The organism is Psychrobacillus sp. NPDC096623 (assembly GCF_044762655.1).
Classification (GTDB): Bacteria; Bacillota; Bacilli; order Bacillales_A; family Planococcaceae; genus Psychrobacillus.
The window spans coordinates 108,166-134,295 of record NZ_JBIWER010000005.1 but is presented as its reverse complement, the minus strand read 5'-3'; the positions used below and the strand labels follow the sequence as shown (position 1 = coordinate 134,295).

At 35.7% G+C, this 26,130-nt stretch carries 24 protein-coding genes and 1 pseudogene; 18 read left to right on the top strand and 7 right to left on the bottom strand.

Features of this window, described 5'->3' with window-relative positions; genetic code table 11:
* Positions 1 to 119 precede the first annotated feature (119 nt).
* Both ACIQX2_RS14310 and ACIQX2_RS14305 read left to right on the top strand, forming a co-directional pair.
* The gene (locus ACIQX2_RS14310; RefSeq protein WP_402851715.1) at positions 120 to 620 is read left to right on the top strand and encodes a hypothetical protein; all 501 of its coding nucleotides are present in this window, start codon (positions 120 to 122) and stop codon (positions 618 to 620) included.
* 1 nt (position 621) lies between these two features.
* Positions 622 to 1,602: a toll/interleukin-1 receptor domain-containing protein gene (locus tag ACIQX2_RS14305; protein WP_402851712.1), complete on the top strand. Its 981-nt coding sequence runs from the start codon at positions 622 to 624 to the stop codon at positions 1,600 to 1,602.
* A gap of 359 nt (positions 1,603 to 1,961) precedes the next feature.
* On the opposite strand, the gene ACIQX2_RS14300 is transcribed toward ACIQX2_RS14305, so the two are convergent.
* Positions 1,962 to 3,356, bottom strand: coding sequence for a sigma-54 interaction domain-containing protein (locus ACIQX2_RS14300; RefSeq protein WP_402851709.1), 1,395 nt, complete (start codon positions 3,354 to 3,356; stop codon positions 1,962 to 1,964).
* Between the two features lie 359 nt (positions 3,357 to 3,715).
* Between ACIQX2_RS14300 and ACIQX2_RS14295 the strand changes: the two genes are divergently transcribed.
* The 9 genes from ACIQX2_RS14295 (at position 3,716) to rpoN (ending at position 14,166) form a co-directional block, all read left to right on the top strand.
* Positions 3,716 to 4,462, top strand: coding sequence for an SDR family NAD(P)-dependent oxidoreductase (locus tag ACIQX2_RS14295; RefSeq protein ID WP_402851706.1), 747 nt, complete (start codon positions 3,716 to 3,718; stop codon positions 4,460 to 4,462).
* Between the two features lie 180 nt (positions 4,463 to 4,642).
* Complete coding sequence (locus tag ACIQX2_RS14290; protein ID WP_402851703.1) at positions 4,643 to 5,428, top strand: SDR family NAD(P)-dependent oxidoreductase; 786 nt, start codon at positions 4,643 to 4,645, stop codon at positions 5,426 to 5,428.
* Positions 5,429 to 5,448: 20 nt separating this feature from the next.
* The gene (gene gcvPA / locus ACIQX2_RS14285) at positions 5,449 to 6,849 is read left to right on the top strand and encodes an aminomethyl-transferring glycine dehydrogenase subunit GcvPA (RefSeq protein ID WP_402851700.1); all 1,401 of its coding nucleotides are present in this window, start codon (positions 5,449 to 5,451) and stop codon (positions 6,847 to 6,849) included.
* Between the two features lie 25 nt (positions 6,850 to 6,874).
* Entirely contained in the window at positions 6,875 to 8,452 is a 1,578-nt protein-coding gene (gene gcvPB / locus ACIQX2_RS14280) for an aminomethyl-transferring glycine dehydrogenase subunit GcvPB (protein WP_402851697.1), read from the top strand.
* A gap of 75 nt (positions 8,453 to 8,527) precedes the next feature.
* Positions 8,528 to 9,250: an amino acid ABC transporter ATP-binding protein gene (locus tag ACIQX2_RS14275; protein WP_402851695.1), complete on the top strand. Its 723-nt coding sequence runs from the start codon at positions 8,528 to 8,530 to the stop codon at positions 9,248 to 9,250.
* Positions 9,251 to 9,278: 28 nt separating this feature from the next.
* Positions 9,279 to 10,109, top strand: a complete 831-nt coding sequence (locus tag ACIQX2_RS14270; protein WP_402851692.1) for a transporter substrate-binding domain-containing protein — start codon at positions 9,279 to 9,281, stop codon at positions 10,107 to 10,109.
* A 43-nt stretch (positions 10,110 to 10,152) separates the two neighbouring features.
* Entirely contained in the window at positions 10,153 to 10,851 is a 699-nt protein-coding gene (locus tag ACIQX2_RS14265) for an amino acid ABC transporter permease (protein WP_402851689.1), read from the top strand.
* A 49-nt stretch (positions 10,852 to 10,900) separates the two neighbouring features.
* Positions 10,901 to 12,553 (top strand): M20/M25/M40 family metallo-hydrolase, encoded by a 1,653-nt coding sequence (locus tag ACIQX2_RS14260; protein ID WP_402851687.1) that lies wholly within the window; start codon positions 10,901 to 10,903, stop codon positions 12,551 to 12,553.
* A 314-nt stretch (positions 12,554 to 12,867) separates the two neighbouring features.
* Positions 12,868 to 14,166 (top strand): RNA polymerase factor sigma-54, encoded by a 1,299-nt coding sequence (gene rpoN / locus ACIQX2_RS14255; protein ID WP_402851684.1) that lies wholly within the window; start codon positions 12,868 to 12,870, stop codon positions 14,164 to 14,166.
* A gap of 668 nt (positions 14,167 to 14,834) precedes the next feature.
* Here rpoN and ACIQX2_RS14250 read toward each other — a convergent pair.
* Positions 14,835 to 14,936, bottom strand: a pseudogene (locus ACIQX2_RS14250) (purine-nucleoside phosphorylase); the annotation flags it as partial.
* Between the two features lie 246 nt (positions 14,937 to 15,182).
* Between ACIQX2_RS14250 and ACIQX2_RS14245 the strand changes: the two are divergent.
* The 6 genes from ACIQX2_RS14245 (at position 15,183) to cuyA (ending at position 19,290) form a co-directional block, all read left to right on the top strand.
* Positions 15,183 to 15,323, top strand: a complete 141-nt coding sequence (locus ACIQX2_RS14245) for a hypothetical protein (RefSeq protein ID WP_402851681.1) — start codon at positions 15,183 to 15,185, stop codon at positions 15,321 to 15,323.
* Positions 15,289 to 15,588, top strand: coding sequence for an FAD-dependent oxidoreductase (locus ACIQX2_RS14240; protein ID WP_402851678.1), 300 nt, complete (start codon positions 15,289 to 15,291; stop codon positions 15,586 to 15,588). The genes ACIQX2_RS14245 and ACIQX2_RS14240 overlap by 35 nt, the downstream gene beginning before the upstream one ends.
* Positions 15,589 to 16,012: 424 nt before the next feature.
* On the top strand, positions 16,013 to 16,843 hold the full coding sequence (locus ACIQX2_RS14235) for an amino acid ABC transporter substrate-binding protein (RefSeq protein ID WP_402851676.1): 831 nt from the start codon (positions 16,013 to 16,015) through the stop codon (positions 16,841 to 16,843).
* Positions 16,833 to 17,549, top strand: coding sequence for an amino acid ABC transporter permease (locus ACIQX2_RS14230; RefSeq protein ID WP_402852148.1), 717 nt, complete (start codon positions 16,833 to 16,835; stop codon positions 17,547 to 17,549). The genes ACIQX2_RS14235 and ACIQX2_RS14230 overlap by 11 nt, the downstream gene beginning before the upstream one ends.
* Positions 17,546 to 18,280 (top strand): amino acid ABC transporter ATP-binding protein, encoded by a 735-nt coding sequence (locus tag ACIQX2_RS14225; protein WP_402851673.1) that lies wholly within the window; start codon positions 17,546 to 17,548, stop codon positions 18,278 to 18,280. The genes ACIQX2_RS14230 and ACIQX2_RS14225 overlap by 4 nt, the downstream gene beginning before the upstream one ends.
* 17 nt (positions 18,281 to 18,297) lie before the next feature.
* Entirely contained in the window at positions 18,298 to 19,290 is a 993-nt protein-coding gene (gene cuyA / locus ACIQX2_RS14220) for a D-cysteate sulfo-lyase (RefSeq protein ID WP_402851670.1), read from the top strand.
* Positions 19,291 to 19,427: 137 nt separating this feature from the next.
* Here the strand turns inward: cuyA and ACIQX2_RS14215 are convergent, their stop codons facing one another.
* Positions 19,428 to 20,066, bottom strand: a complete 639-nt coding sequence (locus ACIQX2_RS14215; protein ID WP_402851667.1) for a 2OG-Fe(II) oxygenase — start codon at positions 20,064 to 20,066, stop codon at positions 19,428 to 19,430.
* A 714-nt stretch (positions 20,067 to 20,780) separates the two neighbouring features.
* Here ACIQX2_RS14215 and ACIQX2_RS14210 point away from each other — a divergent pair.
* Positions 20,781 to 21,617 carry an STAS domain-containing protein gene (locus ACIQX2_RS14210; RefSeq protein ID WP_402851665.1) on the top strand — a complete coding sequence of 279 codons (837 nt, stop codon included), beginning with the start codon at positions 20,781 to 20,783 and terminating at the stop codon, positions 21,615 to 21,617.
* A 352-nt stretch (positions 21,618 to 21,969) separates the two neighbouring features.
* Here ACIQX2_RS14210 and ACIQX2_RS14205 read toward each other — a convergent pair whose 3' ends face one another.
* Genes ACIQX2_RS14205 through ACIQX2_RS14190 form a run of 4 tightly spaced genes read right to left on the bottom strand, consistent with a single transcriptional unit; the run spans position 21,970 to position 26,117 of the window.
* On the bottom strand, positions 21,970 to 22,743 hold the full coding sequence (locus tag ACIQX2_RS14205; RefSeq protein ID WP_402851662.1) for a PHP domain-containing protein: 774 nt from the start codon (positions 22,741 to 22,743) through the stop codon (positions 21,970 to 21,972).
* Between the two features lie 12 nt (positions 22,744 to 22,755).
* Positions 22,756 to 23,574, bottom strand: coding sequence for an energy-coupling factor transporter transmembrane component T family protein (locus ACIQX2_RS14200; protein ID WP_402851660.1), 819 nt, complete (start codon positions 23,572 to 23,574; stop codon positions 22,756 to 22,758).
* Entirely contained in the window at positions 23,561 to 25,273 is a 1,713-nt protein-coding gene (locus ACIQX2_RS14195) for an ABC transporter ATP-binding protein (protein WP_402851657.1), read from the bottom strand. The genes ACIQX2_RS14200 and ACIQX2_RS14195 overlap by 14 nt, the downstream gene beginning before the upstream one ends.
* Positions 25,260 to 26,117 (bottom strand): DUF8171 family membrane protein, encoded by an 858-nt coding sequence (locus ACIQX2_RS14190; protein ID WP_402851654.1) that lies wholly within the window; start codon positions 26,115 to 26,117, stop codon positions 25,260 to 25,262. Before ACIQX2_RS14190 ends, ACIQX2_RS14195 begins: the two co-directional genes overlap by 14 nt.
* Between the last annotated feature and the right edge of the window lie 13 nt (positions 26,118 to 26,130).

Genomic DNA, 26,130 nt, shown 5'->3' with positions numbered 1-26,130 from the left:
TTTAAAGGCTATAATGGTAGGAGTGAAAAATAATTTAGAGTCAAAGTAAGGTAGGGAATTTACATAGTATATGATTAATCATAAGGATTTCGTGTCTGAAGATATTTAGGGGGGAACTTATGTATTCATTAATAGAAGCACAAGCAATGGACTACTTATTAAAACGAATGCAGTATAATGGGTTATTGCAGCAGATTACAGGTAATGATAGTGAACTGAAATTAGTGATTTCGTTAAATAATCGTTACATGTCGGGTGACTTTTTCAAATATCAACAGGGAAATATTGAACAATATGAAATTACAGGACCATTTGGATATGAAAAGTTGATTTATAATAATCGTTCAATCGAACCTTTTACTGAGTTGTGGTCATCATTCTGTGACAATTATCTACCGAGGAATCATACGTCTATAATAAAAGGTATTATGGATTTAACGGTACTTTTACAACTATTAATAGATCATGTGAAAATTGCTGAATTTCCAGATGTTGCTATCCCGTTGAGACCTGTTTTTTTAAATATCGGTTATTTTAATAATGAAAAAGGATTGGATTTTCTTTACTTAGGAAATCGAACAATCGAAATCGTATCAATAGTAAAAAGGGAGTTTGAATGACATGAGAAATAGTCCAGAAAAGGTATTTGTTAGTTATAGCTGGGATTCAGATGAGCATAAGCAGTGGATTTTAGATTTAGTAAGAAAACTTCGCCAAGAGGGCTATGACGCTAATTTCGATAGGGCCATTACGGCAACATCGACGGTTAATTTGAATCAAATGATGGTTGAGCATATGCGAGATGACGATTACATCTTGCTAGTGGTCACGGAACAATACACGGCTAAAGCTGATGGTTTTTTGGGAGGGGTTGGTTTTGAAACGATTCTTTCTTTACCGATAATACAGCAGCATCTTGATAAACTAATTATACTGACTCGACAGCCGAGTGTTCTTCAAAAAGGTATTCCATTTCATTTACAGGGTATAAATTACATTGATTTTTCAAACCCTAGTGACTTTGAAGAAAAATTCGAAGAATTAATTCACCGACTCCAAAAAGTACCTATGTTTGATTTAGGCCCTATTGGAGAAAAGAAAATTCGACAGGGTAAAATACAAGAAAAGAACGATGCGGTATCTATTATGAATGAAATAAATATTCCAAAATTAAATCCACCGACGGATTTAGAAAAAAATATGTTCATAGAAGAAAATTTTCATCTGATTATGAATGGGATAGATGAAATTTTAAATACGATCCAAGGTGAAAATCCGAATTTTATCTATCAAAAGCAAAATATAAATAGTGGAAAGATTGTATATGCCTTTTATTTGAACGGGCAAAACTTGAATAATTTGAAATTATGGCTAGGTAGTTTTTTTAGTACGATTAAACAAATCCAGTTTTCAGTCGGCCGATACGTAGATGTAAATAGAGATAATAGTATGAACGGTTCAGTTAGTGTGGAGGTAGATTCGGGGTATAATTTATCGTTAGCGATGCCAATGAGTATGTTTTTATCAAATAAGAAAAACATGAATTATACAGAAGTAGTGAAAGAAATTATCGAACACCACATACTACCATATTTAAAATAAACTATTTCAAAACTCTATGTTTTTAAAGAAAACACATTGCCCCCGCAAGCTGTACTTTTTTATTAAACGTAGTCAAAAGCGTAGTCAAACATTTTTATTAGTATCTACAAACCCTTATAAATATTGGTATTATAGCGTTTAATGGAGCGGTTGGTTCGACTCCCGCCGCCTCTATAATAAAAAATCGTTCAATTCTCTGAAATATCAGAGGTTGAGCGATTTTTTTGTAAAAAAGTAAATCAGTTGAAGGTATAATTATTTAAAAAATGGAAATTCATTGCTCTTAATAATGGTACTTTAGCTCTTAGAATAATCCTAAGATCAATAAGATTTAATTTTCACCTAAAAGTGTGATTAATTCATGACTCTATTTGAAGCTTATCCATCTTTCGATAAAGCGTTCTAACACTAATTCCTAAGTCTTTAGCTACCATTAGTTTACCATTGTAACTATTCCCGTAGAGATTTAGTTTTTGCATGATAATTTCTCTCTCCATGCCTACTAATTCTATGTTCTTTCCTAAATTTAGATTTAAATTGTAACTGTCTAATAAGTAAGGTGGAAGAGAAGCTTCAGTTAAAGTACTGTCATTTTCAAAATTCATACTATATTCAATAACGTTTTCAAGCTCTCGCAAATTACCTGACCAGTGATAAGAAGTGAGGGCTTCCATAAAGCCACTTGTATAAGAGTTGAAATACTTTCCGGATCGATGTTTCAAGTTTTCCATCATTTCTTCTACAAGTACAGGTAAATCAAGTAATCTTTCTCTTAAAGGGGGGATATTAATTGGAATTACATTTAAACGATAAAATAGGTCTGACCGGAACTTCTTTTCTTGTATAGATTTTTCCAGTGGTTGATTTGTAGCTGCTATTATTCTAGCATTTACCTTTTTTACACTTGTTCCACCAACCCGTTGAATTATCCCATCTTGTAAAACCTTTAATAGCTTCGATTGCAAGTGAATGGGAATCTCCGCAATTTCATCTAAGAATAATGTGCCGTTATCCGCAGATTCAAAATAACCTTTTTTTCCACCCTTCCTAGCATTGGTAAACGCACCACTTTCATATCCAAATAATTCACTTTCAAATAAACTCTCAGGAATACTTGCACAGTTAATTTCTACTAGTGGACCTTCACTCACTGTGCTATTTTCATGAATGTATTTTGCTAGCATACTTTTGCCAGTCCCTGTCTCTCCGGTAATAAGAACTGTTGATGTACTATTACGCATTTTTTTTACCAATTGAGTAATATATTTAAACGCATTACTCTCTCCGAAAATATAATTTCCAGAAGAATAAACAGGGGAAAGATTACTTTTAAATTCATTTGAATCCCTTAAAATTGAAATGATAATATCTTTTAAACGAGTTAACCACTCTGTGTAAAAATCCTTTTGATCAATTAAAACACTTTTATTATCACTCGATAGACTAACAAAAGAAAGATATCCAAACTTTTCCCCATTAAACATCATATCTTGAATGAGTTCCGCTTTTGATGGACATTTATGAAAAAAATGACATCCCTCACACATATTCATATCTCCAGGCTGGTGAAGTAGAGTAATATGATTTCCATATATTTTTTCAAAGAATGGAACATGTACCTTCATACCCTTAAGTGTTATATAATCCTCGGTTGCTGCTAGTATACGTCCATTTTTATCAAAACAGGCAATGTCTACTTGCAAAAGTCCTGAAAAAGCTTGAATTACTTTCGAAATAGAACTTAATAAAATCATTCAATCACTCCCCCTATAACTTATTTATCTACTAATAAGATTATATTTTTAATATTCAGAACGGTCAATTTGAAAATATTTATTGTGACAAATATGACATGTTTTTTGACAATAGTGTCCTTGGCAATCAATTAATATCTTTTTCACAGTTAAGCATTTTCCTTGTCTTTATTAAACTTGTAATCCATTTATTAAAGTTGGCATGAAAATTGCAATATTAATCTGTATATGTAGAGTATGAAAAATTCAAGGGTGTTATCAATTTGCTTCTTGAATTATAGGGAGGATAGATAGGTATAAGATTTAAACAAACGAACCCTTTACACAAAAAAGTTGAAAGTGGAGGAATGAATTCAATCATGAGTAAATATCAAGATAGTCTAAGTGGCAAACGTGTTGTGATAACTGGAGGTGCTAGTGGCATTGGGTTGGCAACAGCTCTTCGATTTGCAGATGAAAATGCAATTGTCATAATCATTGATAACAATAAAGAATCGTTAGATACAATATTGAGTGAATATCCGAATATTAAACATGGTTTCGTTGCGGATGTAAGTAATTTTGAGAGTGTACAGGATGCGTTTCTAAAGATAGATGACTTAGCAGGTGGTATTGATGTCCTTATTGCAAATGCCGGCATAAGTGTTAGATCTAGTTTTCTAGATATTACGCCAGAACAATGGAGTAAAGTAATCGGCGTTAATCTGAATGGTATTTTCTATGTAGCACAAGAAGCGGCGAAGAGAATGATTAAACAGGAAAATGGTGTAATTCTAATGACAGCTTCTACTAACGGTTTAGTGGGACATCCAAATTATGCGGATTACAATGCCTCAAAAGCTGGTGTCAATCTTTTAGCGCGAACGATGGCATTGGAATTAGCACCTACAATTCGGGTAAATACGGTTTGCCCTGGATATGTACTTACTCCAATGCAAATTGCTGAATATACCCCAGCAGCATTAGAACAAGTAAATGAGAAAATTCCATTAAAACGACATGCTCAACCAGAGGAAGTTGCTGCATTATTTGCGTTCTTAGCATCTTCGGAAGCGAAGTATATTACGGGACAACATATTCCAATTGATGGTGGAGAACTAGCATAACCTCACTAGTCTTATAGAGATAACGTAAATGACAAAACAGACAAACTTTGTCATCTATGACACAAGTTATTTATAGAATTATTTTCTACACATTAGCAATTTTCCTTTGTTTTAATATATTTCTTAATTTTAAAAAAGTTGGCATGCAAATTGCATTATTAATTTAGTAGAAAGGGAGAGATGCAAATGAATTACGAAGAATTACTAGGGGTAAAAAATAAAGTAGTTGCTATTACAGGTGCTGCATCAGGAATAGGCTTAGCTACTGCAAAATTGTTTGCAGAACTTGGGGCCAATATAGCGGTAATAGATATTAATGAAGAACAAGGAAAAAAGGTTGCAGCAGAGTTAAGTGACAAAGAAGCAAACGCAAAATTTTACAAATGCAATGTGACATCTTCGGAAGATTGCGAAGCAACTGCTAAGAGAATAGAAGATGATTTCGGTAAAATAGATGTACTTTTCAATAATGCGGGGGTAATTCGGCGAAAAACAGTTGTCGACCATACGGAAGAAGATTGGGATTTAGTACTAAACGTTTCTTTGAAAGGAGCATTTCTATTATCAAAGTATGTTATTCCTATCATGGATAAAAACGGTGGAGGAAGCATTGTTAACACCGGATCAGGATGGGGATTGAAAGGTGGAGATCTAGCCGCATCTTATTGTGCAGCGAAAGCTGGTGTTGTGAATTTAACAAAAGCAATGGCCATTGATCATGGATCCCAAAATATCCGAGTGAATTGTATTTGCCCTGGAGATACAGATACACCGCTTCTAAGAGATGAGGCAAAGCAATTAAAACATGATGAAGTTGCTTTTTTAGCAAATTCGGCAGTTGATAGACCACTAAATCGAATTGGAACCCCTCTAGATATCAGTAAGGGTGTACTGTTCTTGGCTAGTGATATGGCATCTTGGGTCACGGGGACGGTTCTTACGGTTGATGGCGGAGGCCTAGCATAACAAATGAGGAGGAAATTTTCATGAAAGAAACAAAAAAAATAGCACATCCTTATATCCCAAATACTGTACCGGAAATCAAAGAGCAAATGTTAAAAGAGATTGGAGTAAAGACGGTTGAAGAGTTGTTCGCTGGAATTCCGGAAGAGCTTCGTCACCGTGAAGCAATGAATATTCCGAAAGCGCTTTCAGAATATGAACTACGTAGATATATGGATGGAATATTATCTAAAAATACGAGTACAACAGAATACCTGAACTTTTTGGGTGCTGGTTGTTGGAATCATTTTATCCCAGCTGTTTGTGATGAAATCAACTCTCGAGCAGAGTTTGTAACGGGGTATGCAGGCGATCCATACGAAGACCATGGCCGCTTCCAAGCTCTTTTTGAGTACCAAAGTTTAATGGCAGAGTTAGTCGATATGGATGTTGTTAACGTGCCGACATTTGATTGGGCACAAGCAGCATCAACATCTATTCGTATGGCAACCAGAATCACCGACCGTACAGATGTACTACTGCCTAAAACAATCTCACCTGATCGACTGAAAGTTATTAGAAACTATTGCTCGCCGTATATAAATGTTAGTTTGATTGATTATAAGGAAGATACGGGACAAATCGATTTGGATGATTTGGAAAGTAAAATATCGGCAAATACAGCGGCTGTCTATTTTGAAAATCCATCCTATTTAGGATTTTTGGAAACACAAGGTCAACAAATTAGTAAACTAGCAAAAAAACATGGGGCAATTACTATTGTGGGAGTCGATCCTAGTTCTCTAGGAATTGTGGAGCCCCCTAGTCACTATGGTGCAGAAATTGTTTGTGGTGATCTTCAACCACTAGGCATGCACATGAATTATGGTGGTGGTCAATCAGGGTTTATTGCAACTCACGATGATATTAGATTTGTGCAAGAATACCCATCTAGATTATTTGGAATTGCACCAACAGTTGTAGAAGGTGAATATGGGTTTGGTGATGTTTATTATGACCGAACTTCCTTTGCACAAAGAGAAAATGGAAAAGAATCGGTAGGTACACAGACGGCGTTATGGGGAATTACTGCAGGTGTTTATTTATCACTCATGGGGCCAGAAGGAATGTATGAGCTAGGGAAATCTATTCTGCAAAAATCACAATATGCAATGCAACAGCTTGGTAGTATTCCAAATGTAGTTGCTTCACGATTTGAGTCAACGAGTTTTAAAGAGTTCGTTGTGGACTTCTCATATACTGGGAAATCAGTGAAAGAGATTAATAAGTATCTTCTAGACAATAGAATTTTTGGTGGCAAAGACCTTTCGGAAGATTTTCCAGAACTACAACAAAGTGCTTTATTCTGTGTTACAGAAATTCATACGAAAGAAGATATCGACCAACTCGTTTCTGTTATTAAGCAGTGCATAAACGAAAAATGAAATAAATCGAAAAGGGTGAATGGCTATGAAAAAAATTAACCGCGAACATAAAGTACGAAATTATCATCAAGCAAAATGGGATGAGCCGATTATTTTTGAACTTCATAATAGTGGTGAAAGAGGTGTTTCACTACCCGAAGTGGAAAGTGAAATTGTAGATTGTGTAGGGGATGGGCTATCAGTTTTACCAGCGTCTTTAATCAGAAAATCAGCTCCAAAGTTACCTGAAATTTCACAAAACAGAGTTCTTCGTCACTATTTAAGACTTTCTCAAGAAATGTTAGGAGGCGCTCTAAATGTTGAGATAGGCCAAGGTACGTGTACCATTAAGTATTCTCCTAAGGTAAATGAAGAAATTGCTTCATCACCTAAAATGACAGAGCTTCATCCGCTACAGGATGAGAGTACCGTGCAAGGCACTTTAGAAATAACACATAAGTTAGATCTTTGTCTGAGAGAAATTTCCGGTATGGATTACTTTTCTTTCCAACCTGGCAGTGGAACACAGTCGTTGTTCACAATGGCTTCCATCGTTCGAGCTTATCATGAGAGCAAAGGGGAGGGCGAGCAGAGAAATGAAATTATTACAACAATTTTCTCACACCCATCTCAAGCAGCTACTGCCGCTGTAAAAGGATATAAAATTATAACGCTTTATCCTGATAAAGATGGTTTTCCTGATCTTGAAAAACTAAAGGAGGTAGTATCTGACCGTACAGCTGGATTTGTAGTAGCAAACCCAGAGGACACTGGTATATACAATACACGTATAAAAGAATTTACAAAAGTTGTTCATGATGCTGGAGGGATTTGCTATTATGATCAAGCAAATGCGAATGGTTTACTAGGAATTACTAGAGCTAAAGAAGCGGGATTTGATATGTGTTTCTTTAATCTTCATAAAACATTTTCTACACCGCACGCTTGCGGTGGTCCGGCTACTGGGGCACTTGGAGTAGCTGAGAAACTTAAAGAGTTTTTGCCTGGTCCAATAGTTGAAAAACAAGGTGATCAATACATGTTAAAAAGTGATATGAAGCATAGCATTGGAAAGGTTCGTTCGTTTCAAGGAGTACCTCAGATGATAATACGGGCATATGCCTGGATACTAGCACTTGGTGCAGAAGGGTTAAAAGATGTAGCTGAAATAGCTGTATTAAATAACAATTACTTATATCACCATATCTTAAAAATTCGTGGTGCAAGTGCACCATATATTAAAGGGCAGCGATTGGAGCAAGTGCGTTACAGCTGGGAGCAGTTAACTCGTGAAACGGGAGTTACAACAGACGATATTTCACGGAGAATGGCCGACTTTGCACATCAATACTGGACTAGTCATCATCCATATGTTGTTCCTGAACCTTTTACGCTAGAGCCAACAGAGTCAACTTCAAAATCAGATTTAGATGAATATATTGCTTCTTTGACCTTTATTGCAAACGAAGCTTATGAAAATCCTGAAAAAGTAAAAAATGCACCTTATAATAGCTCTATTCACCGAGTAGATGAGCAAGACTTCTTTGAAAATCCTGAAAAATGGGCGGTTACTTGGAGATCATATTTAAAAAAGAGTAAGGAAATAGAAAAAATTAGATCTTAAGGTTTTCTCCTCGTTAACGCATCTAATTAGCTTGTTAATGGGGAGTATTGATATTAAAAGTAGGTGGTATCTTACATGATAAAAGTAAAGAATTTAAAAAAATCATTTGGAGATTTAGAAGTTCTAAAAGATATCAATGTTGAAATAAACCAACAAGAAGTAGTTGTTGTTATTGGCCCTTCCGGTTCAGGAAAGTCAACATTCCTACGTTGTTTAAACAAGTTAGAAGAGACAACTTCCGGAATCATTCTATTAAATAATATAGACCTAACAGATAAAAAAATTAATATCAATAAAGTGCGAGAAGATATCGGAATGATTTTTCAGCAGTTTAACCTATTTCCTCATAAGACCGTTTTAGAGAATATTATTATTGCCCCTATGAGAATACGAAAAAAAAGTAGAAAAGAAGCAGAAGAAATAGCATTTAATCTACTGGAAAAGCTGGGATTAGTTGAAAAAGCAGCGGTCTATCCCGACTCACTTTCTGGAGGTCAAAAACAAAGGATAGCAATAGCAAGAGCACTTGCAATGGAACCAAAAGTAATGCTTTTTGATGAACCGACTTCTGCACTAGATCCTGAAATGGTTGGAGAAGTTCTTAATGTGATGAAAGAGCTTGCCAAAGAAGGCATGACAATGGTTATTGTTACGCATGAAATGGGGTTTGCGCGTGAAGTAGGGGATCGTGTAATTTTTATGGATGAAGGCTATATCATCGAGGAAGCTCACCCATCCCAATTATTTAGTAACCCTCAACATGAGCGTACAAAAGCGTTTCTATCGAAAATTTTATAAGAGAAAATAAATAGTTTGTAAAATAGAGATGGAGGAAAAAATTATGAAAAAGAATTCTTTATTATCTGTAATAATTTTATGCACAACTCTTATTTTGTTATTAGTAGGATGCGGAAACAAGGAAGATACGACGAATGTTAGCGCTAACGAGCAAGAGAGTGTAGCGGATTTGAAATTAGTTCATGATGGAAAACTAACTTTTGCAATGAGTGGGCTACTTAAACCATTAAACTATAAGGATAATGGCAAACTTGTTGGTTTTGATGTTGAGATTGGTACCGAAATTGCAAAACGTATCGGGCTAGAGCCAAACCCAGTGACGAATCCTTGGGAAACGATACTTCAGGGTTTAAAAGGGAACAAATACGATGTAATCATAGGAAGTATGACTGCCACAGAAGAACGATCAAAACAGGTTGACTTTTCAGACCCATATTATATTTCTGGAGCGCAAATTTTCGTAGCAGAAACAAACGACACCGTAAAAACAAAGGATGATTTGGGTGGGAAATCAATTGGTGTAATGCAAGCAAGTACTCATAAAGAAGTAGCGGAGACATTATCAAACGAAGTGAAAGGATATCCAAGTGAAATATTTGCATTGCAAGACTTAATACCAGGACGGATCGATGCAGTCATTACTGATAAAATCGTAGGGGTCTCTGCAATTAAGGAACAGGGAATGAAAATAAAAACAGTTGATGGAGTTCTAAATAGAGAAGAAATTGCAGTAGCAATTAATAAAGATCATCAAGCATTACTAGACAAGATTAATGAAGCCATCGCAGAAATTATTGAAGATGGCACATATGAAAAAATAAGTAAGAAATGGTTTGGTGTAAATATCATGGAGGACTAAACTAGCAAATACAAGGTTCCCTTAGTGAAGGAGATAACTTACAATGAGTTTTATCGAAAGTATTGCGTCCATTATCCAAAAACATGGAATTGCTTTTCTAGAAGCGACTACTATAACAATATCTATAACAGCCGTCTCTTTAATAATTGCAACTGTTATAGGTTTAGTATTTGCTTTCTTTAAAGTATCGAATATTTGGATACTTGAAAAACTTGCGGATCTCTACATCTTTATAGTTCGCGGTCTTCCATTAATAGTGTTAATCATGTTTTTGTATTACGGAATTTCCAGTGTTATTGTCCTAAGTGATTTTGTAGCTGGTGCGGTTGCATTAGGTATTCATTCTGGTGCATATTTAGCAGAAATTTTCAGAGGGGCAATACAATCTGTTGATAGAGGTCAAAACGAGGCTGCCCGATCGCTTGGTATGACTGCTACTTTGACCATGAGTACCATTATATTGCCTCAAGCTTTTAAACGAGCAATTCCTGCACTAGGTAACCAGTTTATCATTGGTCTTAAAGATTCATCCCTTGTAGCTTATATTGCAGTTACTGAGCTATTCAGTCATGCCTTAACTGCTTCTGCTGAAAACTATATGCCATTTGAGACATACTTGGTTGTAGGGTTCTATTACTTAGCGTTAGTATTGATATTCACTCTTTTACTCAATTATGTTGAGAAAAGATTAGATACGGATGTAGTAGGAAGAAAGTTAAAAAAGACTGCTTACTCAACATAATTTAGAAAAAGTCCAATACGTATTGTGGCAAGAAAGGTGAGTATTAACTATGATAACTACAAAAAATGAAGTTCTCAAATTAACAGAAGAACTTGTTCGTATTGAAAGTATAGTAGAAACACCAGGTGAAATCGCTGCTGCTAAGAAAATATATGAAATGATTGCCAAGATGCCTTACTTTATCCAAAAACCTGACCAAGTAATTCTGTCTAAAACTAGTGATGACCAATTCGAAAGATATAATGTAATGGCATTTATAGAAGGAACAAAAGAGAATTGTAACAAAAAAACAATTATTTTAATGGGCCATCTGGATACTGTCGGTATTGATGATTATACAAATTTAAAAGATGTTGCATGTAATCCAGATGAACTAATGAAGAAATTACAGGATGAGCAACTACCTCATTTAGTAAAAGAGCAGCTCAACTCAGGTGAATGGTATTTTGGTAGAGGCGTATTAGATATGAAAAGCGGTGTAGCTAGCCATATGTCGCTTTTAAAGTATTTCTCTGACCATCCTGAAGAACTAGCTGGAAATCTTGTTTTCTTTTCAGAATGTGATGAAGAAGTAAGTTCCAAAGGTGTTTTATCAGGTCTAAAAGAGTTGAAAAAATGGAAGGAAGAGCGTGGTTTTGACTATGTAGCATTAATAAATTCTGATTTCGTAGCTCCTTTATATGACGGCGATGTGAATCGTTATATTTATAAAGGTACTGTTGGGAAATTACTTCCTTCTTTTTTCATTACGGGAGCAGAAACACATGTTGGTTCTGCTTTTGAAGGGTTGGATCCGAATTATATTGCAGCCGAATTGACAAGACAAATTAGCTATAACCCGGAATTATGTGATCGACATTTAGGGGAAACACCTGCTCCGCCCATTTCGTTAAAACAGATGGATTTAAAACCTAACTATACGGTTCAAACTGCTCTATCTGCTTACGTGTATTTTAATTTATTCGTCCATTCATGGACTCCACAAGAGGTTCTGATAAAGCTCACAGAACAAGCGAACATTGCATTTGAAAACGCTATAAAAACAATAAACGAACGATATGAAAGTTTTTGTAAACTGAGTGAGCAACCTTTCAAGCAATTACCATGGAAATCACGGGTAATCCTGTATGAAGACATGACCAAAATATTAAAAGAGGAACATGGGGCAGTTTTTATAGAGCATATGCACAAGTTTAAAGCGAATCTAATATTAGATGAAAACCTAGATACTAGAATCTTCGCAGCTAGAGTTGTAGAAGAGGAATGGAAATGGATGAAGGATCAAAGCCCTGCAATTATTTTACTATATTCATCTCTATATTCACCTTGCTTAGACCTTACAGGGAAAAATGAACAAGAAGAAAAGCTGATTTCGGCCTTAGATAAAGCTATAGAAATAGTGCAGCCTCAATACAAATACCCAATCGTTTCAAAAAATTACTTCCCGTATATTTGTGATATGAGTTGTGTGGCTTTAAAGGACGATGATAAATCTATCCAATCAGTGATCAATAATAACCCTGCTTGGGGGACAAAACATTATGTGAATTATGAAGATATCAGAGAAATCAATGTCCCTGCCATAAATATTGGACCTTATGGATATGATGCGCATAAACGCTATGAGCGTATGGAGATTGAATATTCTACCGAGGTTATTCCCTCAATAACGAAGGAAATAATTAAATCTCTGATTGGTTAACTTCCCATCTTATGAAAACACAGATTCCGATGTTAGAAAATAAAAAAGTATCTTGCTTCAGCCTGCAGATAAAGAGTCAAATTTTCTCCATATAAAAAAAGTCGCTTAACATCTGTGAAATCAGAGGTTATGTGACTTTTTCTCTATTCTACAAAAATAAATTATTAGAAAATTCTATTTTTCATATTTTTCACTATTCAATACTATGCTACACTAAACTAATCTTTAGTATAACTATAAAAATTTATCTAACTAATTAAAGTGATAGCCATTACGGAAAGCGCTTACAAAAAATGTTAAAAAGGATGATTTTTATGGATCTTTTTATTCAGCAACGGCAAGAAATGAAAATGCAAATGACCGTTCAGTTAAGACAGTCTATAGAACTACTTCAATACTCCACCATAGAACTGGAACAATTTATACATCAGCAAGAATTAGAAAATCCTCTTATTGAGTTAGAATATAAAGAGGAAGAACAATATTTTACAGAAAAAAATCATTATTCTATTTATACAGAGAGTAAACAAAACGATTATGTACAAAACCAGTGTACTGACTTTCGCTATGAATTGTTTGAACAAGCAAAGTTTACATTTTCAGATATCTCAACGCAAAGATTATTAAAAAAGATTATTTTCAATCTGGATGATATCGGTTATTTGCAACTTGAACCATATAATGAAAAGAGTTGTATCTCTTTAAATGAGCAGGAAATAGAAAATGGTATTCATTTATTGCAACAAATTGGTCCCGTAGGCATAGGTGCTCGAAATTTAAAAGAGTGTCTCCATCTACAAATTACATATAGTTATCCTGGAGAGACGTTAGCTAAAATCTTAGTAGCCAATCATTTACATCTTCTCGCAAATCATAAATGGAATGACATAGCTGCCAGCATGAATATTTCATTGACTAAAGTAAAAGAATTAAGCGATTTTATTAAACTTTTAAATCCTAAACCTTGTGCAGCATTTAATACTCAGGTAACAGAGTATGTAATTCCTGATATTATTGTGGAAATAAAAGACAAGCATATTGTCTATCAATTGAACGATAGCTTTTTGCCTTGTATACGGATGAATGACTATTATGCGGCTTTTCATAAGAATAAATGCGAAACTGCAAAATATATACAACCACATTATCATCATTTTCAATGGTTAATAAATAGCCTTGAACAACGTCGTAATACGATTATTAAAATTATGAACATACTTACCAAAAGACAAGAAGAGTTTTTCAAGAGAGGTTTTTTATACTTGCAACCGTTAACATTAAAAGAGGTGGCTGATGCTATAGAAATGCACGAATCTACCGTTAGCCGAGCAACAACCAATAAAATAATACAAACTTCTTTTGGCATTTTTGATATTAGAACTTTGTTTGCATCTAAACTTGAAACTGCAGATGGTGAGAGTATTTCACAAACGAAAGTAAAGACGTTATTGAAAAATTTAATTACTAGTGAGAATAAACTAAAGCCATATTCTGATCAAAAAATTGCTGAATATTTTAATGTTGAAAAAGGAATTTCAATTTCTAGAAGAACAATAAATAAATATAGGGAAGAATTGAATATCCCTTCCTCCAGCAAAAGAAAGGAAATTTAAGTTTAGCTTATAAAGATTATCTGAAGATCTAATTTCAGTTGCCTTTCTAAAGTATATAGTTTTCATCTCATAAACCTGGTGTTTCTTTTTTTAGAGCAATTATTGGTCTATTGATATATTTTGGTGTAAGCAGACACTTTCAGTGAGAGGAGTGGGGTGTGGCATCACCACCGAACTAATTCCCTGTGATGTAGTTCACTCATCTTCCTAGAGTTGCCACATTCCAATGCAATATTTCGAAACCTGCCATCACCTTAAGTTTAAGCACACATTTAAAAAGCCTTTTAAATCAAACTATGAATTAGAAGTTTATTCTATTAAAGACTATATTAAATCTGGTTTACGATAAAATTAGAAATATAAAAGTAAATAAAGTGCTCAACAAGAATACTAAAAAACTATTCCTTTCGTTTCTAATATTTCAGAGAAATAGGTTCATTGTATAAATTCTTTCATTTGACCATAAAAAATACCCCATCCCTGAGTTCGCGCTCTGATGGGGTATTAACACCTCAATAGTCAATCCTTTGAGGAGAACCTGCTATTATATAAGACCGTTTGTTGCTCAAACATCATTCGGCCTTTTTTATTTTACCTATATCTAATTTTCAGTAAACTTTTAATTCTTTTTCAAGTGTTGAGCATGCGGTGTTTATGATACCCATTACTTATACAATATCTAAAGCTATTTCCATCATTTTTGTAAATGAAGTTTCTCTCTCCTCTTGTGTTATTTGTTCATGTGTAATCATATGGTCACTTACTGTAAATTTTGATCGTCATAGAAATACTCGAGATAAATGGCCATAGACAGTTATCCTGTGTTAGAAACATTCATGTTAATTTAAACTAAAGGGACCGCACAAATTCTTTTTTCAAGAATATTGACATGCAATAACCCCTGAACTGAAAATCGGTTCAGGGGTTTCCTATTACTGACCGCTTTGTGCAAGAATCATACCTTTAAGCGGAGTCTTCTTTACCTGTTATTGGATTCCTTTCTTTTGACTGGAGGAGTGCAGTTACTGATTGATGCGCTTGCAGAGACAATTCCCTCAGAAATTGTAGAGTTAGAAACACGAGTAAAGAAAATTTCGATGAATGAAGCTGGGGATATCACGGTTGAAGCAGAAATTGCTGATGGAACAGTTAGTTAAACTCTTTGGTAATGAGGCGAAAAACGCAAAGGTAATTGCATATAAAGATTGGTCAAGCGACTCGGAAACAGCTGTTGAAGAAGACTCCAGTCTCCATAAAAATTACCAAAGCTATGGTCAGCCACTAGTCGACGGTGTATGGGAAAAGAAGATTATTTTTACGAGCACTGAGACAGATCAAGATAGTAGTGGACATCTTGAAGGTGCGCTTCGGTCAGCTGAACAAGCAGTTTATAAAATCATTGGTATAAAGAACAAACTTTAATGACAGACTGCTAATATTAAAAGTAATTCCCGTTTTGAAAATGAAGGAAATGGCCTTTTTCTAATAGAAATAATAAAGCTTCAATATCCGCTTAAACTAGTTGATAGAAGTGAACGGTATTCAATTATATGGACCGATGATTTTAAGGCGCTATTTCTAATAGAAGGTACATAGAAATCTATTACTACAAAGAAAACCTTGACCGGAAAGTCGGTTCAAGGATTTTCTATTATTTGCACTTTTGTAATAACGCTATCTTCTTTACAATGACTTTTAAGGGAACGGCCTATGCACCTCTTTAATGAATTACATATTTAGCCCACCAGGAATAAATTTATTTGAGATAAGCAAGTTGACTTATTAGTAAAAAATTTGTAATATATCACTATACCAAACAAAACATATCAGGGAAGTAGGTTTTAACTTGAAGAAGCTTATACCATTTTTATTACTGTTAGCAATTTCAGTATTACTTGTAGCATGTAATTCAGATTCTGATTCATCAAAGGAAACATCGAATTCATCAGGAAAAGATGACTCCACAAACGCTAAACAAACCTTATTAGATAAAGTGAAAGAAGAGAAAGTAATTAAAATTGGAACAGAAGGCACATACATGCCATTTACTTTTCACGATGAGTCAGGTAAGTTAACAGGCTATGATGTGGAAGTAGCAGAAGAAGTAGGGAAACGTCTTGGGATTAAAGTAGAGTTTTATGAAACACAATGGGATGCAATTTTTGCAGGTCTTGAATCTGAACGTTTTGATGCAATCGCAAACCAAGTTGCTGTTTCTGATGAACGTAAAGAGAAATATTCATTCTCTATACCTTATACAAATCCATCAGCAGTTCTAGTTACACATAAAGATAATACGGAAATTAAATCTGTTGAGGATATAGCTGGTAAAAAATCTGCACAAACAATGACAAGTAACTGGGCTGGAATTGCTGAAAGCGAAGGTGCTGAAATTGTACGTGTGGAAGGATTTAACGAAGCAATCCAATTAGTAACTTCAAAACGTGTAGATTTAACGTTTAACGATGAGTTATCGGTATTAATGTATCAACAAGAACAACCAGATGCACCGTTACAAGTAATACCTTATCCAGACTATAAAGTAGATGTAGGCTTCTTATTCCGTCAAGGAAATGAGGAACTTGTAGCTGAGTTTGACCGTGTATTAGAAGAGATGAAAGCAGACGGCACATTAAAAGAACTATCAGAGAAATGGTTTGGTAAAGATGTTTCTTAATGCAGCTTTTATTGATCCGGTTTATCTAGACAGACTAATTGATATTGGTAAAGAATCAATTGGTCCGCTATTATTGGGTGCCATTAAATATACGATTCCATTAGCGCTTGTTACTTTTGCGATAGGTTTAGTCATTGCAACGTTTACAGCTTTAGCAAGAATTTCAAATAATAAATTTTTGAAGGGGATTGCTAGAGCTTACGTTTCAGTTGTGCGAGGTACACCTTTACTCGTACAACTGTTTATTATTTTCTATGGTTTTCCGACTATTGGAATATTATTAGATCCATTACCAGCAGCAATTATTGGTTTTTCGTTAAATGTAGGTGCATATGCTTCTGAGGTAATCCGATCAGCTATTTTGTCTATTCCAAAAGGACAATGGGAAGCAGCCTACTCAATGGGGATGGTACGTTCACAAGCGTTACGTCGGATAATTTTGCCACAAGCTACACGTGTTTCGATTCCTACTCTATCTAACACGTTCATTAGTTTAGTCAAAGATACCTCGCTTGCTGCATTAGTATTAGTATCAGAGCTTTTCCGTAAAGCACAGGAAATTGCATCAACGAATTACGAGTTTTTATTTGTTTATTCTTTAGCGGCGTTTATTTATTGGGTTATTTGCTTCTTACTTTCAATTATACAAGGGCGATTGGAAATACGATTTGACCGCTATGTTGGAAAGTCAGGAGGGCATACATGATTTCAATACAAAATTTGCAAAAATCATTCGGTAAATTAGAAGTATTAAAAGATATTAGTATAGAAGTTGGTAAAGGGAAGGTTATCGTTGTAATCGGTCCTTCAGGTTCAGGGAAATCAACATTTTTACGTTGCTTAAACGTTTTAGAGCAACCTCAAAACGGAGTTGTTTCCATTGATAATCACAGCTTAGATTTCTCTAAAAAACTGTCAAATAAGGAAATCGCTAACTTTCGCCATTTAACTGGAATGGTATTTCAAAGCTATAATTTATTCCCGCATTTAACAGCGATAGAAAATGTAATCGAAGGGTTAGTTACAGTAAAAAAAATAAAGAAGCAAGAAGCGATAAAAAAAGGTGAAATCTTACTTGAGAAGGTAGGTTTAAGTGCTCATCGAGACTACTATCCTTATCAATTATCAGGTGGTCAAAGCCAACGTGTTGCAATTGCGAGAGCATTAGCAATGGAACCAAAAGTGATGCTATTTGATGAAGCAACGTCAGCACTAGATCCTGAGCTTGTGAAAGAAGTATTGAAAGTAATGAAGGATTTAGCGAATGAAGGAATGACGATGATTGTTGTTACCCATGAAATGCAATTTGCAAGAGAAGTAGCGGATGAAGTAATTTTCTTCGATAATGGGATAATTGTTGAAAGTGGTTCTCCAGAACAAATATTCAAGGCGCCTAAGCATGAGCGTACTCAACAGTTTTTAAACTTAGTACAGTAGCAATAAGGAGCAAAGAGATGATATTAGGACAGGTAAAACGTAGAATTTATACAACCGATCCTACCCCCATTGAACGATTAGATCGTTTGTCTCAGTTATTAAACGGTCCAACGATTTATATTAAGCGTGATGATTTACTGGGCTTAACAGGTGGTGGTAACAAAACGCGTAAATTAGAGTTTTTGATGGCTGATGCACTCGAAAATGGAGCAGATACAATTATTACGTGTGGCGCTCTACAATCAAATCATTGCCGCTTAACACTGGCTGCAGCAGTAAAAGAAGGCTTACACTGCCAATTAGTGTTAGAAGAAGGAGAGAATCAACCATTCGACCCTCATGCAAATGGAAACCAGTTGTTATTTAAGTTACTTGGGGCAGAAAAGCTTCATACCTTAGAAGCAGGGACAGACTTGTTAGCGAAAGCAGAAGAAGTAGCTCGACAACTAGAAACACAAGGTCGTAAGCCATATATTATTCCGATAGGTGGATCCAACGAGCTAGGAACTCTGGGATATATGCGTTGTGCAGAAGAAATTGTTACACAATGTAATGATGCACAACTTGTTTTTAAAGATGTGATTGTAGCGAGTGGAAGTGCTGGAACTCATGCAGGTCTTGCTTTAGGCTTTTATCGTGCACATGCACCGTTTCATGTAAAGGGCATTAATGTATCTCGTCCCAATGAAACTCAACAGCCCAAAGTAGAGGAACTACTCCAGAAAACTGCTAAATCTTTGGAAATGGAAAATGTACCAACGAACTTGATCGAATGTTTTGATGACTATGTTGGTGGTGGTTATACAGTACCAACTGACGAAATGATTGAAGCGGTTCAAATGCTTGCTCGGACTGAAGGCATTCTACTTGATGCAGTATACACAGGCAAAGTAGTAGCTGGTCTCATTGATTTTATTCGTAAAGGGAAATATACTAAAGAAGATGCAGTGTTATTAGTTCATACAGGTGGAGCACCATCTTTATCTGCACATAGTTATTTATTTCAGTAATATTGAATGGGATAATTGTTTTATGTTTATAAGTATAAAATGCATTCTGCACTGCACTTCCGATTGTTGGACATACCAACTAACAATCAGAAGTGCAGTTTTTGCATATTGCAATATATGTGTATTAGCTCACCAATCTACCTTACTTTTTGTTTTCTCATCCACTGTGTTGCGACCCACTTCTCACCAGTAATAACTGGTGCTCCACCATGTAAAGTTAAATCATTTAAGTTTTGATCGTTATAGAAATACTCGAAATAAACGGCCATCCCTTTTTTGGGAGACACTGAGAAGTTCAGTTTAGGGAAATAAGTTTCTCCACCTTCTTCTACATCATTTAGGTACATAACGAGTGTACTAATTCTATTATTGTTTGCTGCTTTGCTAGTTGATGAAAAGAAATCATTATGAGCTCTATACTCTTGACCAGGAGTATACTGGAGTATTTGAAGTCCTTCTCCGTGTTCTATTGGTATGTTCATGATAGTGGAGACTCTTTTTTCGACTCTAGTAACAATTTCGTTTTCACTTTCTTCCAAAAACGTACTGCTACTTGTTCTTTGTTCATTTACTTCGCGTGTCGTTCCAATTTTTGAACGTTTCATTTTGTCCTTAGATAACCTGATTAGCTCATCGCACTCTTCGTTACTTAAAACATTTCCTAAAATCACGATCAACGGTTCCTCTAATCTACTTACTATGTCAATCTCTCTATCTGTAATTATTTTATTGCCAACGTGATCGAATATAGTTTGCTCTTTATTCTCCGTTATCAACTTCAAAACTCCTCTTAATCTATTAAATTTTCAAAACGAGTACATTTATTCGTAACGATACATGTGTTTAAAAGTCTTTCTTTTACTTCAAATATTTGAATTAAAAGGTAAAATTTATCCACTTTTTGGAATTAATTTTAATTTATTTTATCATACTATTTTTATATATCGCAAGAATGTGAAATATTTAACAAGATGTCTTCTCAAAAGCGTATCTAGATACTAATAACGTTCTTATATTACAACTGAATTTTAAAACTGTTTAAAGACATTGTCTCTTTCTACTCACTCATATACGATTGGATTACAGAGTTTACTCAATCTGGAGTAATTCATCCGGAAGGGCGTAACATTATGCCTTTAATACAAGCAGAACTTCAAACTATGCTAGAGGGTAAAAAAACTCCAAAAGAGGCCGCCGATTCAGCGGCAGAGTCTATTAAAGGAAAACTTAAATAATATTAATATGGAAGAGAGCTGATCTTAATAGATTAAGCTCTCTTTTTAATATGTAAGAAGTAAAGTTTGAACGATAAGTTAAGTGACAGAACGGTATTATCAATCATTTATTATTGAGTGTTTGAAGGTTGAAGAATGTATGCAAGGTAGAACGGTCAACCAAGCGTTCTTTTAATATCTTCTCTATATCATGAAAGTAATATATTTTGTTATACTATATTTAGATTAAATATTAGATGAAAGTAGGAATAATTATTGGACAATAAAAAATTGTTTTTTAATTTTCTTTTAGAACGAACATGGCTGCTAACAGAAAGATGGTATGAGAATCTAAATAAAGATCTAGAAGGAGTTTATAGCACTAATAATCCTAAAGAAATAAAAATACTTAAAGAACAAAATCATCTGTTCCATGAGAAGTTTGTAAATATTTTTAATAATTCGGATGAGGAATACTTAAAAAGTTTTGATGATTTTATTAATATAGTTATTGATGACTCAGCACATCAACAAACTCCGCTTACAGTTATAATTGGCGAATTTTTTCGACAGCAATACTTATATAAAGAATTACTAGAGGAATTTATTGAACTATATCCAAATCAACTTACTGGAAAGCAGATAATTACATATTATAACGATATTATTACTACCATTAACGATGTGATCCTAAGATTTAGCTCCAGATATATAAAACAAGCAGAGGCTAGATTGCTTGCTCATCAAGAATTGATTGGTGAATTGAGTGTTCCAATAATTGAATTAGTAAATAAAACAGCTGTTCTTCCACTTGTAGGGGAGATAGATACTAAAAGGGCTAAAATAATGTTAGAGCAATCTTTAAGTCAGTGTATGGCTAAAAATATTGATCATTTATATATCGATCTATCAGGAGTTCCAGTTGTTGATACAATGGTTGCTCAACAACTCTTTCAAATGATAGAAACACTTAAGCTTATAGGAGTATCATCGAGTTTATCAGGTGTAAGGCCAAGTATTGCGCAGACTTCTGTACAATTAGGATTAGATTTTGCGGGAGTAGATACTCATTCAACTATCTCGCAAGCTATGAGAAAACATAATAACTTTTAAGAAGAGACCTAAATAGCCTAAGTTTGAAACACGCACTTTAATTCATCATATGAGATATTACGAAGCTAGCATGGAAGAGTATTTCTCACCAGCAAAGCTGATGCGTATGGGTGTTGGAAAAAGCTTCTTCCACGAGGAACCCGCCCGTACAGGTATTGTTGAAAAGCCCCACTCGAATTTGGATAACAATTGTGCTTTTCTTTGTCGATTTAGACGCACCAATGATATTTGATGGGAATATTAGTGGAATTAATAGATCGGTAGTTGGGCCAATCAACAAATTAAGTAGAAAACTTCTAAAGGACCGTACAATTTTAACCCCCTGAACCGAAAATCGGTACAGGGGGTTCTATTACTTTCCGCTTTGTGTAAGAATCATATCTTCTTTGGCTATGGCCTTTAAGCGAACAGCCTCGGCTACGTGATGCGGGAGATTGTCGTCGATATGAATCGTGAAGGCTAGCTCAGCAATTTGTTGTTTAAGCTGTGCCACTGTTTCACATGGTGTGTGGAAGGCATTAAATACGACGCCATATTGCATATAGTGATGAGTGTCGCTACCTGCGACAACTGGCTTATTTATTTGTTTGCTAAGCACTTCTAAATCGGAAGAGTTTTGGTCGATGCCACGGCTATACAGGTCCTTACCATTTAAATCGAATGCGTCGAGCTGACCAAGTAGTGCCGGATCTAAATCTATCAAAGGAGTACTTTTTCGGAAGGGATGTGCACCAATTACCAACATGTCAGGGTAGTGCTCCGTTAACTGTAAAAGCTTCGCAAATGGAATAAACTGTCCCTTTGTTACATAGTTATCTAATGCCTGACGTAGAGCACGAATTTGTTCAAGCTCTCCAATGCACAAAATATGACCGACCTCTGCAATATCGACCTCCATGCCTGGAAATACCTTTAAGCCCTCCATTTCATAATAATGACCATTATAAGGGTAGTGCTCATCTAATGTATTAAAAACGTCTGAAAAGTTTTTCGTATTAAAATGCTCTGTAACAGCAATTGCGTCGAGTCCACGCTGTAAAGCCACCTGTGCCATTTCCTGAAAATATGCTAAAGAAAAATCGACACTTTTAGATAACTTCGCATGTGTATGAAGATCTATATTCATTGTTTTCGCTCCTTAAAGTAATAGTTGTAGACTATGCACAATTACTACATAGCAGACGGTTAACAGCAGAAACAGCCAGTCCATTTGTGTTGTTTGTAAGTAATTTGTTTTCATCTTTAATACCCGCTTATCCTTTGCAGCATAGCTAAAGCCTTTAATCTCTAATGCTTCTACTGTTGTGCGAGAACGCTTAGCACTGTTCAAAATGAGCGGATAAAAGGATTTAATAAGCATCGTAATATAATAATAAATTTTTCTATAATAGAGCACACCATTCTTAATAGGTGCTAATCCACGTAAGCGATAGGAAAGGATGATCTGCTGGAACTCCTCTAGTAATGTAGGTAAAATTCGATAGGCATACGCTACACTAAAGGAAAACTGAGCGGGCACACCTAGACGTAGGAGCGCATCACTAAATTTCTCCGGATTTATGCTTGAAAATACAGTCACACTTGCTAAAGAAATAACAGCCAGCTTAATGGATAGCCAAAACATAGGTGCAACAATAGAGAGGTCACCACCGAATAGTAGTGCGATAATGCCAAGTAGCAACATTTCACCAGCAAGACCAATAGCAAGAACCGTCAAAATTAAGGGGCTAACCCGAGCAATAACCGTTAAAATGACCATAAAAAGCAAGTAACCAGCTAAAGTAATATGATCATAAATAAACCAAGTTACAATCGCAAAATAACCATACCATGTCAACAAAATACGTGGATCGAGCTGTGTGAAGAAACTTTTTTCGGTGCTAAAGGCGGTGCGCAGTAATTCTTGTTTGATATATTCTAGTGAAAGCTTATCCTCTAGTTTTTTAACCCATTCCAACGTGTACACCTCGCTCTGAATGCTGTAAATAGCAAACTATAAATTGGCTCACCGATGCACAGTATGGTAAACCCATCGCTGTTGTTAGCTGTACAATTTGAGGAGCACTAATATGACCAGCAGTCATAATGCTGTGATTTAGGAAAATGCGCTCGCTCGTATTATCAGCTAGAATAGAGCCTTTCGATAGCACAACGACACGACTTGCCCATTCTGCCACTAGCTCCATATCATGTGTCGCAATGATAATTGTCTGAACATATTTCTTTAGCTCCAGCAGCAGGGTAAGAACATGCTGCTTCGTTGCGATATCGAGATTTGCAGTAGGTTCATCCAACATTAAAATTTTCGATCTCATTGCAGCACCAATAGCTAGCGAAACACGACGCTGTTGGCCACCACTTAAAAGTCGAGCATCCTGATCCTGTAAATCAACTAACTCAAATGTTTCCAATAATTCATCCACGTAGCTCTCATAGTTATCGACTTTACGTGATTTTAAATAGAAGCTAATTTCCTTGCGCACACTATCCTCAATAAACATCTCTTCGGGGTTTTGAAAAATAAAGCCCACATCCTGCGCTAGTTTTTCAGGCTGTGCTTGCTCAATTAGTTGCTCTTGGATGTACATATGCCCACCTGTCGGACGTACAATACCCGCCATGACCTTCAATAAGGTTGATTTTCCTGCACCGTTATTTCCGACGAGTGCGATATGCTCATGCGAAAAAAGCGTTAAAGAAATGTTTTGTAGCACGAGTTTATTGTTCGACCGTCTCTGGTTATAGATTAGTTCAATATTGCTTAGCTTTACCATTGGTGTTGTCGGTGGTGGCAAGTGGTGCACCGTAGCTTGCTGCTTCCAAGGGCTAGCTTTAAATGTTTGGACAGCCTGTTGCAATGTAACAGGATATGGTTGTTCTAGCTTTAAGGAATGAGCAATTTGCGTAACCTGCGGAGGAAAAATATTACGAGTCAATAAATCCTCTACACAATTGAGCGCTGTTACTGTTTCCTTTTTCCAAAGCACCTTACCCTCATCAAGTAGCATCACATGACTACAATATTGGGCGATAAAATCAGTATGGTGCTCGATAACAACAATAGTCATACCAAAGTCGGCATGAAGTTTTTTTAACACTTCATAAATTTGCTCAGCATGATGTGGATCGAGCTGGGCAATTGGCTCGTCAATCACTAACAGTTTTGGACGCATCGCAATGGCGCCGGCAAGTGCTAATAAATGCTGCTGCCCACCGCTTAGGCGCCAAATGAATTCGTGCTGTACTTCAAGTAGACCGGTAACTTCGAGTGCCCATAAACCACGCTCTTTATAATCCTCAAGTCCATAGTTTAAGGGCATAAAGCAAGCATCTTCTAAAGCAGTCGGACGCAGCAACTGATTTTGAAAATCTTGATATACATAGCCGATTGACTGAGACAGGGTGGCCACATCAGTTGTAGCAGTGCAAATCCCGTCCAATGTCACTTCTCCGGAATAATCTCCTACATAAAAGTGTGGGATTAGCCCATTGAATGCCTTACATAATGTTGATTTCCCTGATCCATTACCCCCAATGATCGCTAAAAATTCTCCTTCATTAATTGTGCATGTGAGATCCTTTAAAACATATTGCGTTTCGCCAGGATAACGAAAGGTAAGATCTCGACATTCAATTAATGGTTTATGAAAGGTCATGTGAATTTTCCCGTCCTTTTTTCATCATTAACCAAAGCGTTATACATACACACACAACAGCGACACCAATAACTCCCCAAATGAAACCATTGCCGTAGGTATCTACAAACTCAGGCTCCCAAGCCCCCAAGTTGAAGTCCATTTCAGATAACAAAGCAATACCTAATGCTAGCAGAGAAAGAAGAGCGGTCACGCCTATAAATTTTGTTGTAATTACATCACTCACGCGGAAATTGTCAGATGTGCGTGGTTTTAATCCTAGCAATGGCTCCACTTTACCGTAAAGACGTGGTACTAAGTAAAGCGCAGGTAAGACTGTAAACAAAGTACCTGTTAATAGAAGATCAGTTAAAAATTCAACACCCTCAACAATGAAAATACTTTCGGCAAGTCCAGGTACAGCCTCGAACTCTTCTACTCCAATGACCACTTTTAATATATCTACAATTGTGCTTAGTACAAGGAATAGACCATAGCCTAAAATTGCCCCTACAGCTACCTGTGTTTTATTCTTCGGATTTCGAACAAGCAAACCGCCTACAATCATCCCAATCGAGAATAGGATGAATTTTTCTATTTCTCCAATGCCCCCAAACTGGCCAAGCATTAGTTCACCAAAAATAATTTCTCCTGTCGCGGCTCCGATTGCTGCGTAAAATGGGTGGAACAACATACAAAGTGCTAACGGGATAAATGCGAAACAATCAATTTGTAGTTCAATCGGACCGAGCTGTACAGAAGGTATCAATTCTGTAAACATATTACTTAACCCATAAAGCGACATCGACAAAATAAAAATCATCATTTTTTGAGACTGTGTAAATTTTTCTTTTTCTCTTAACATATAAATCCCCCTC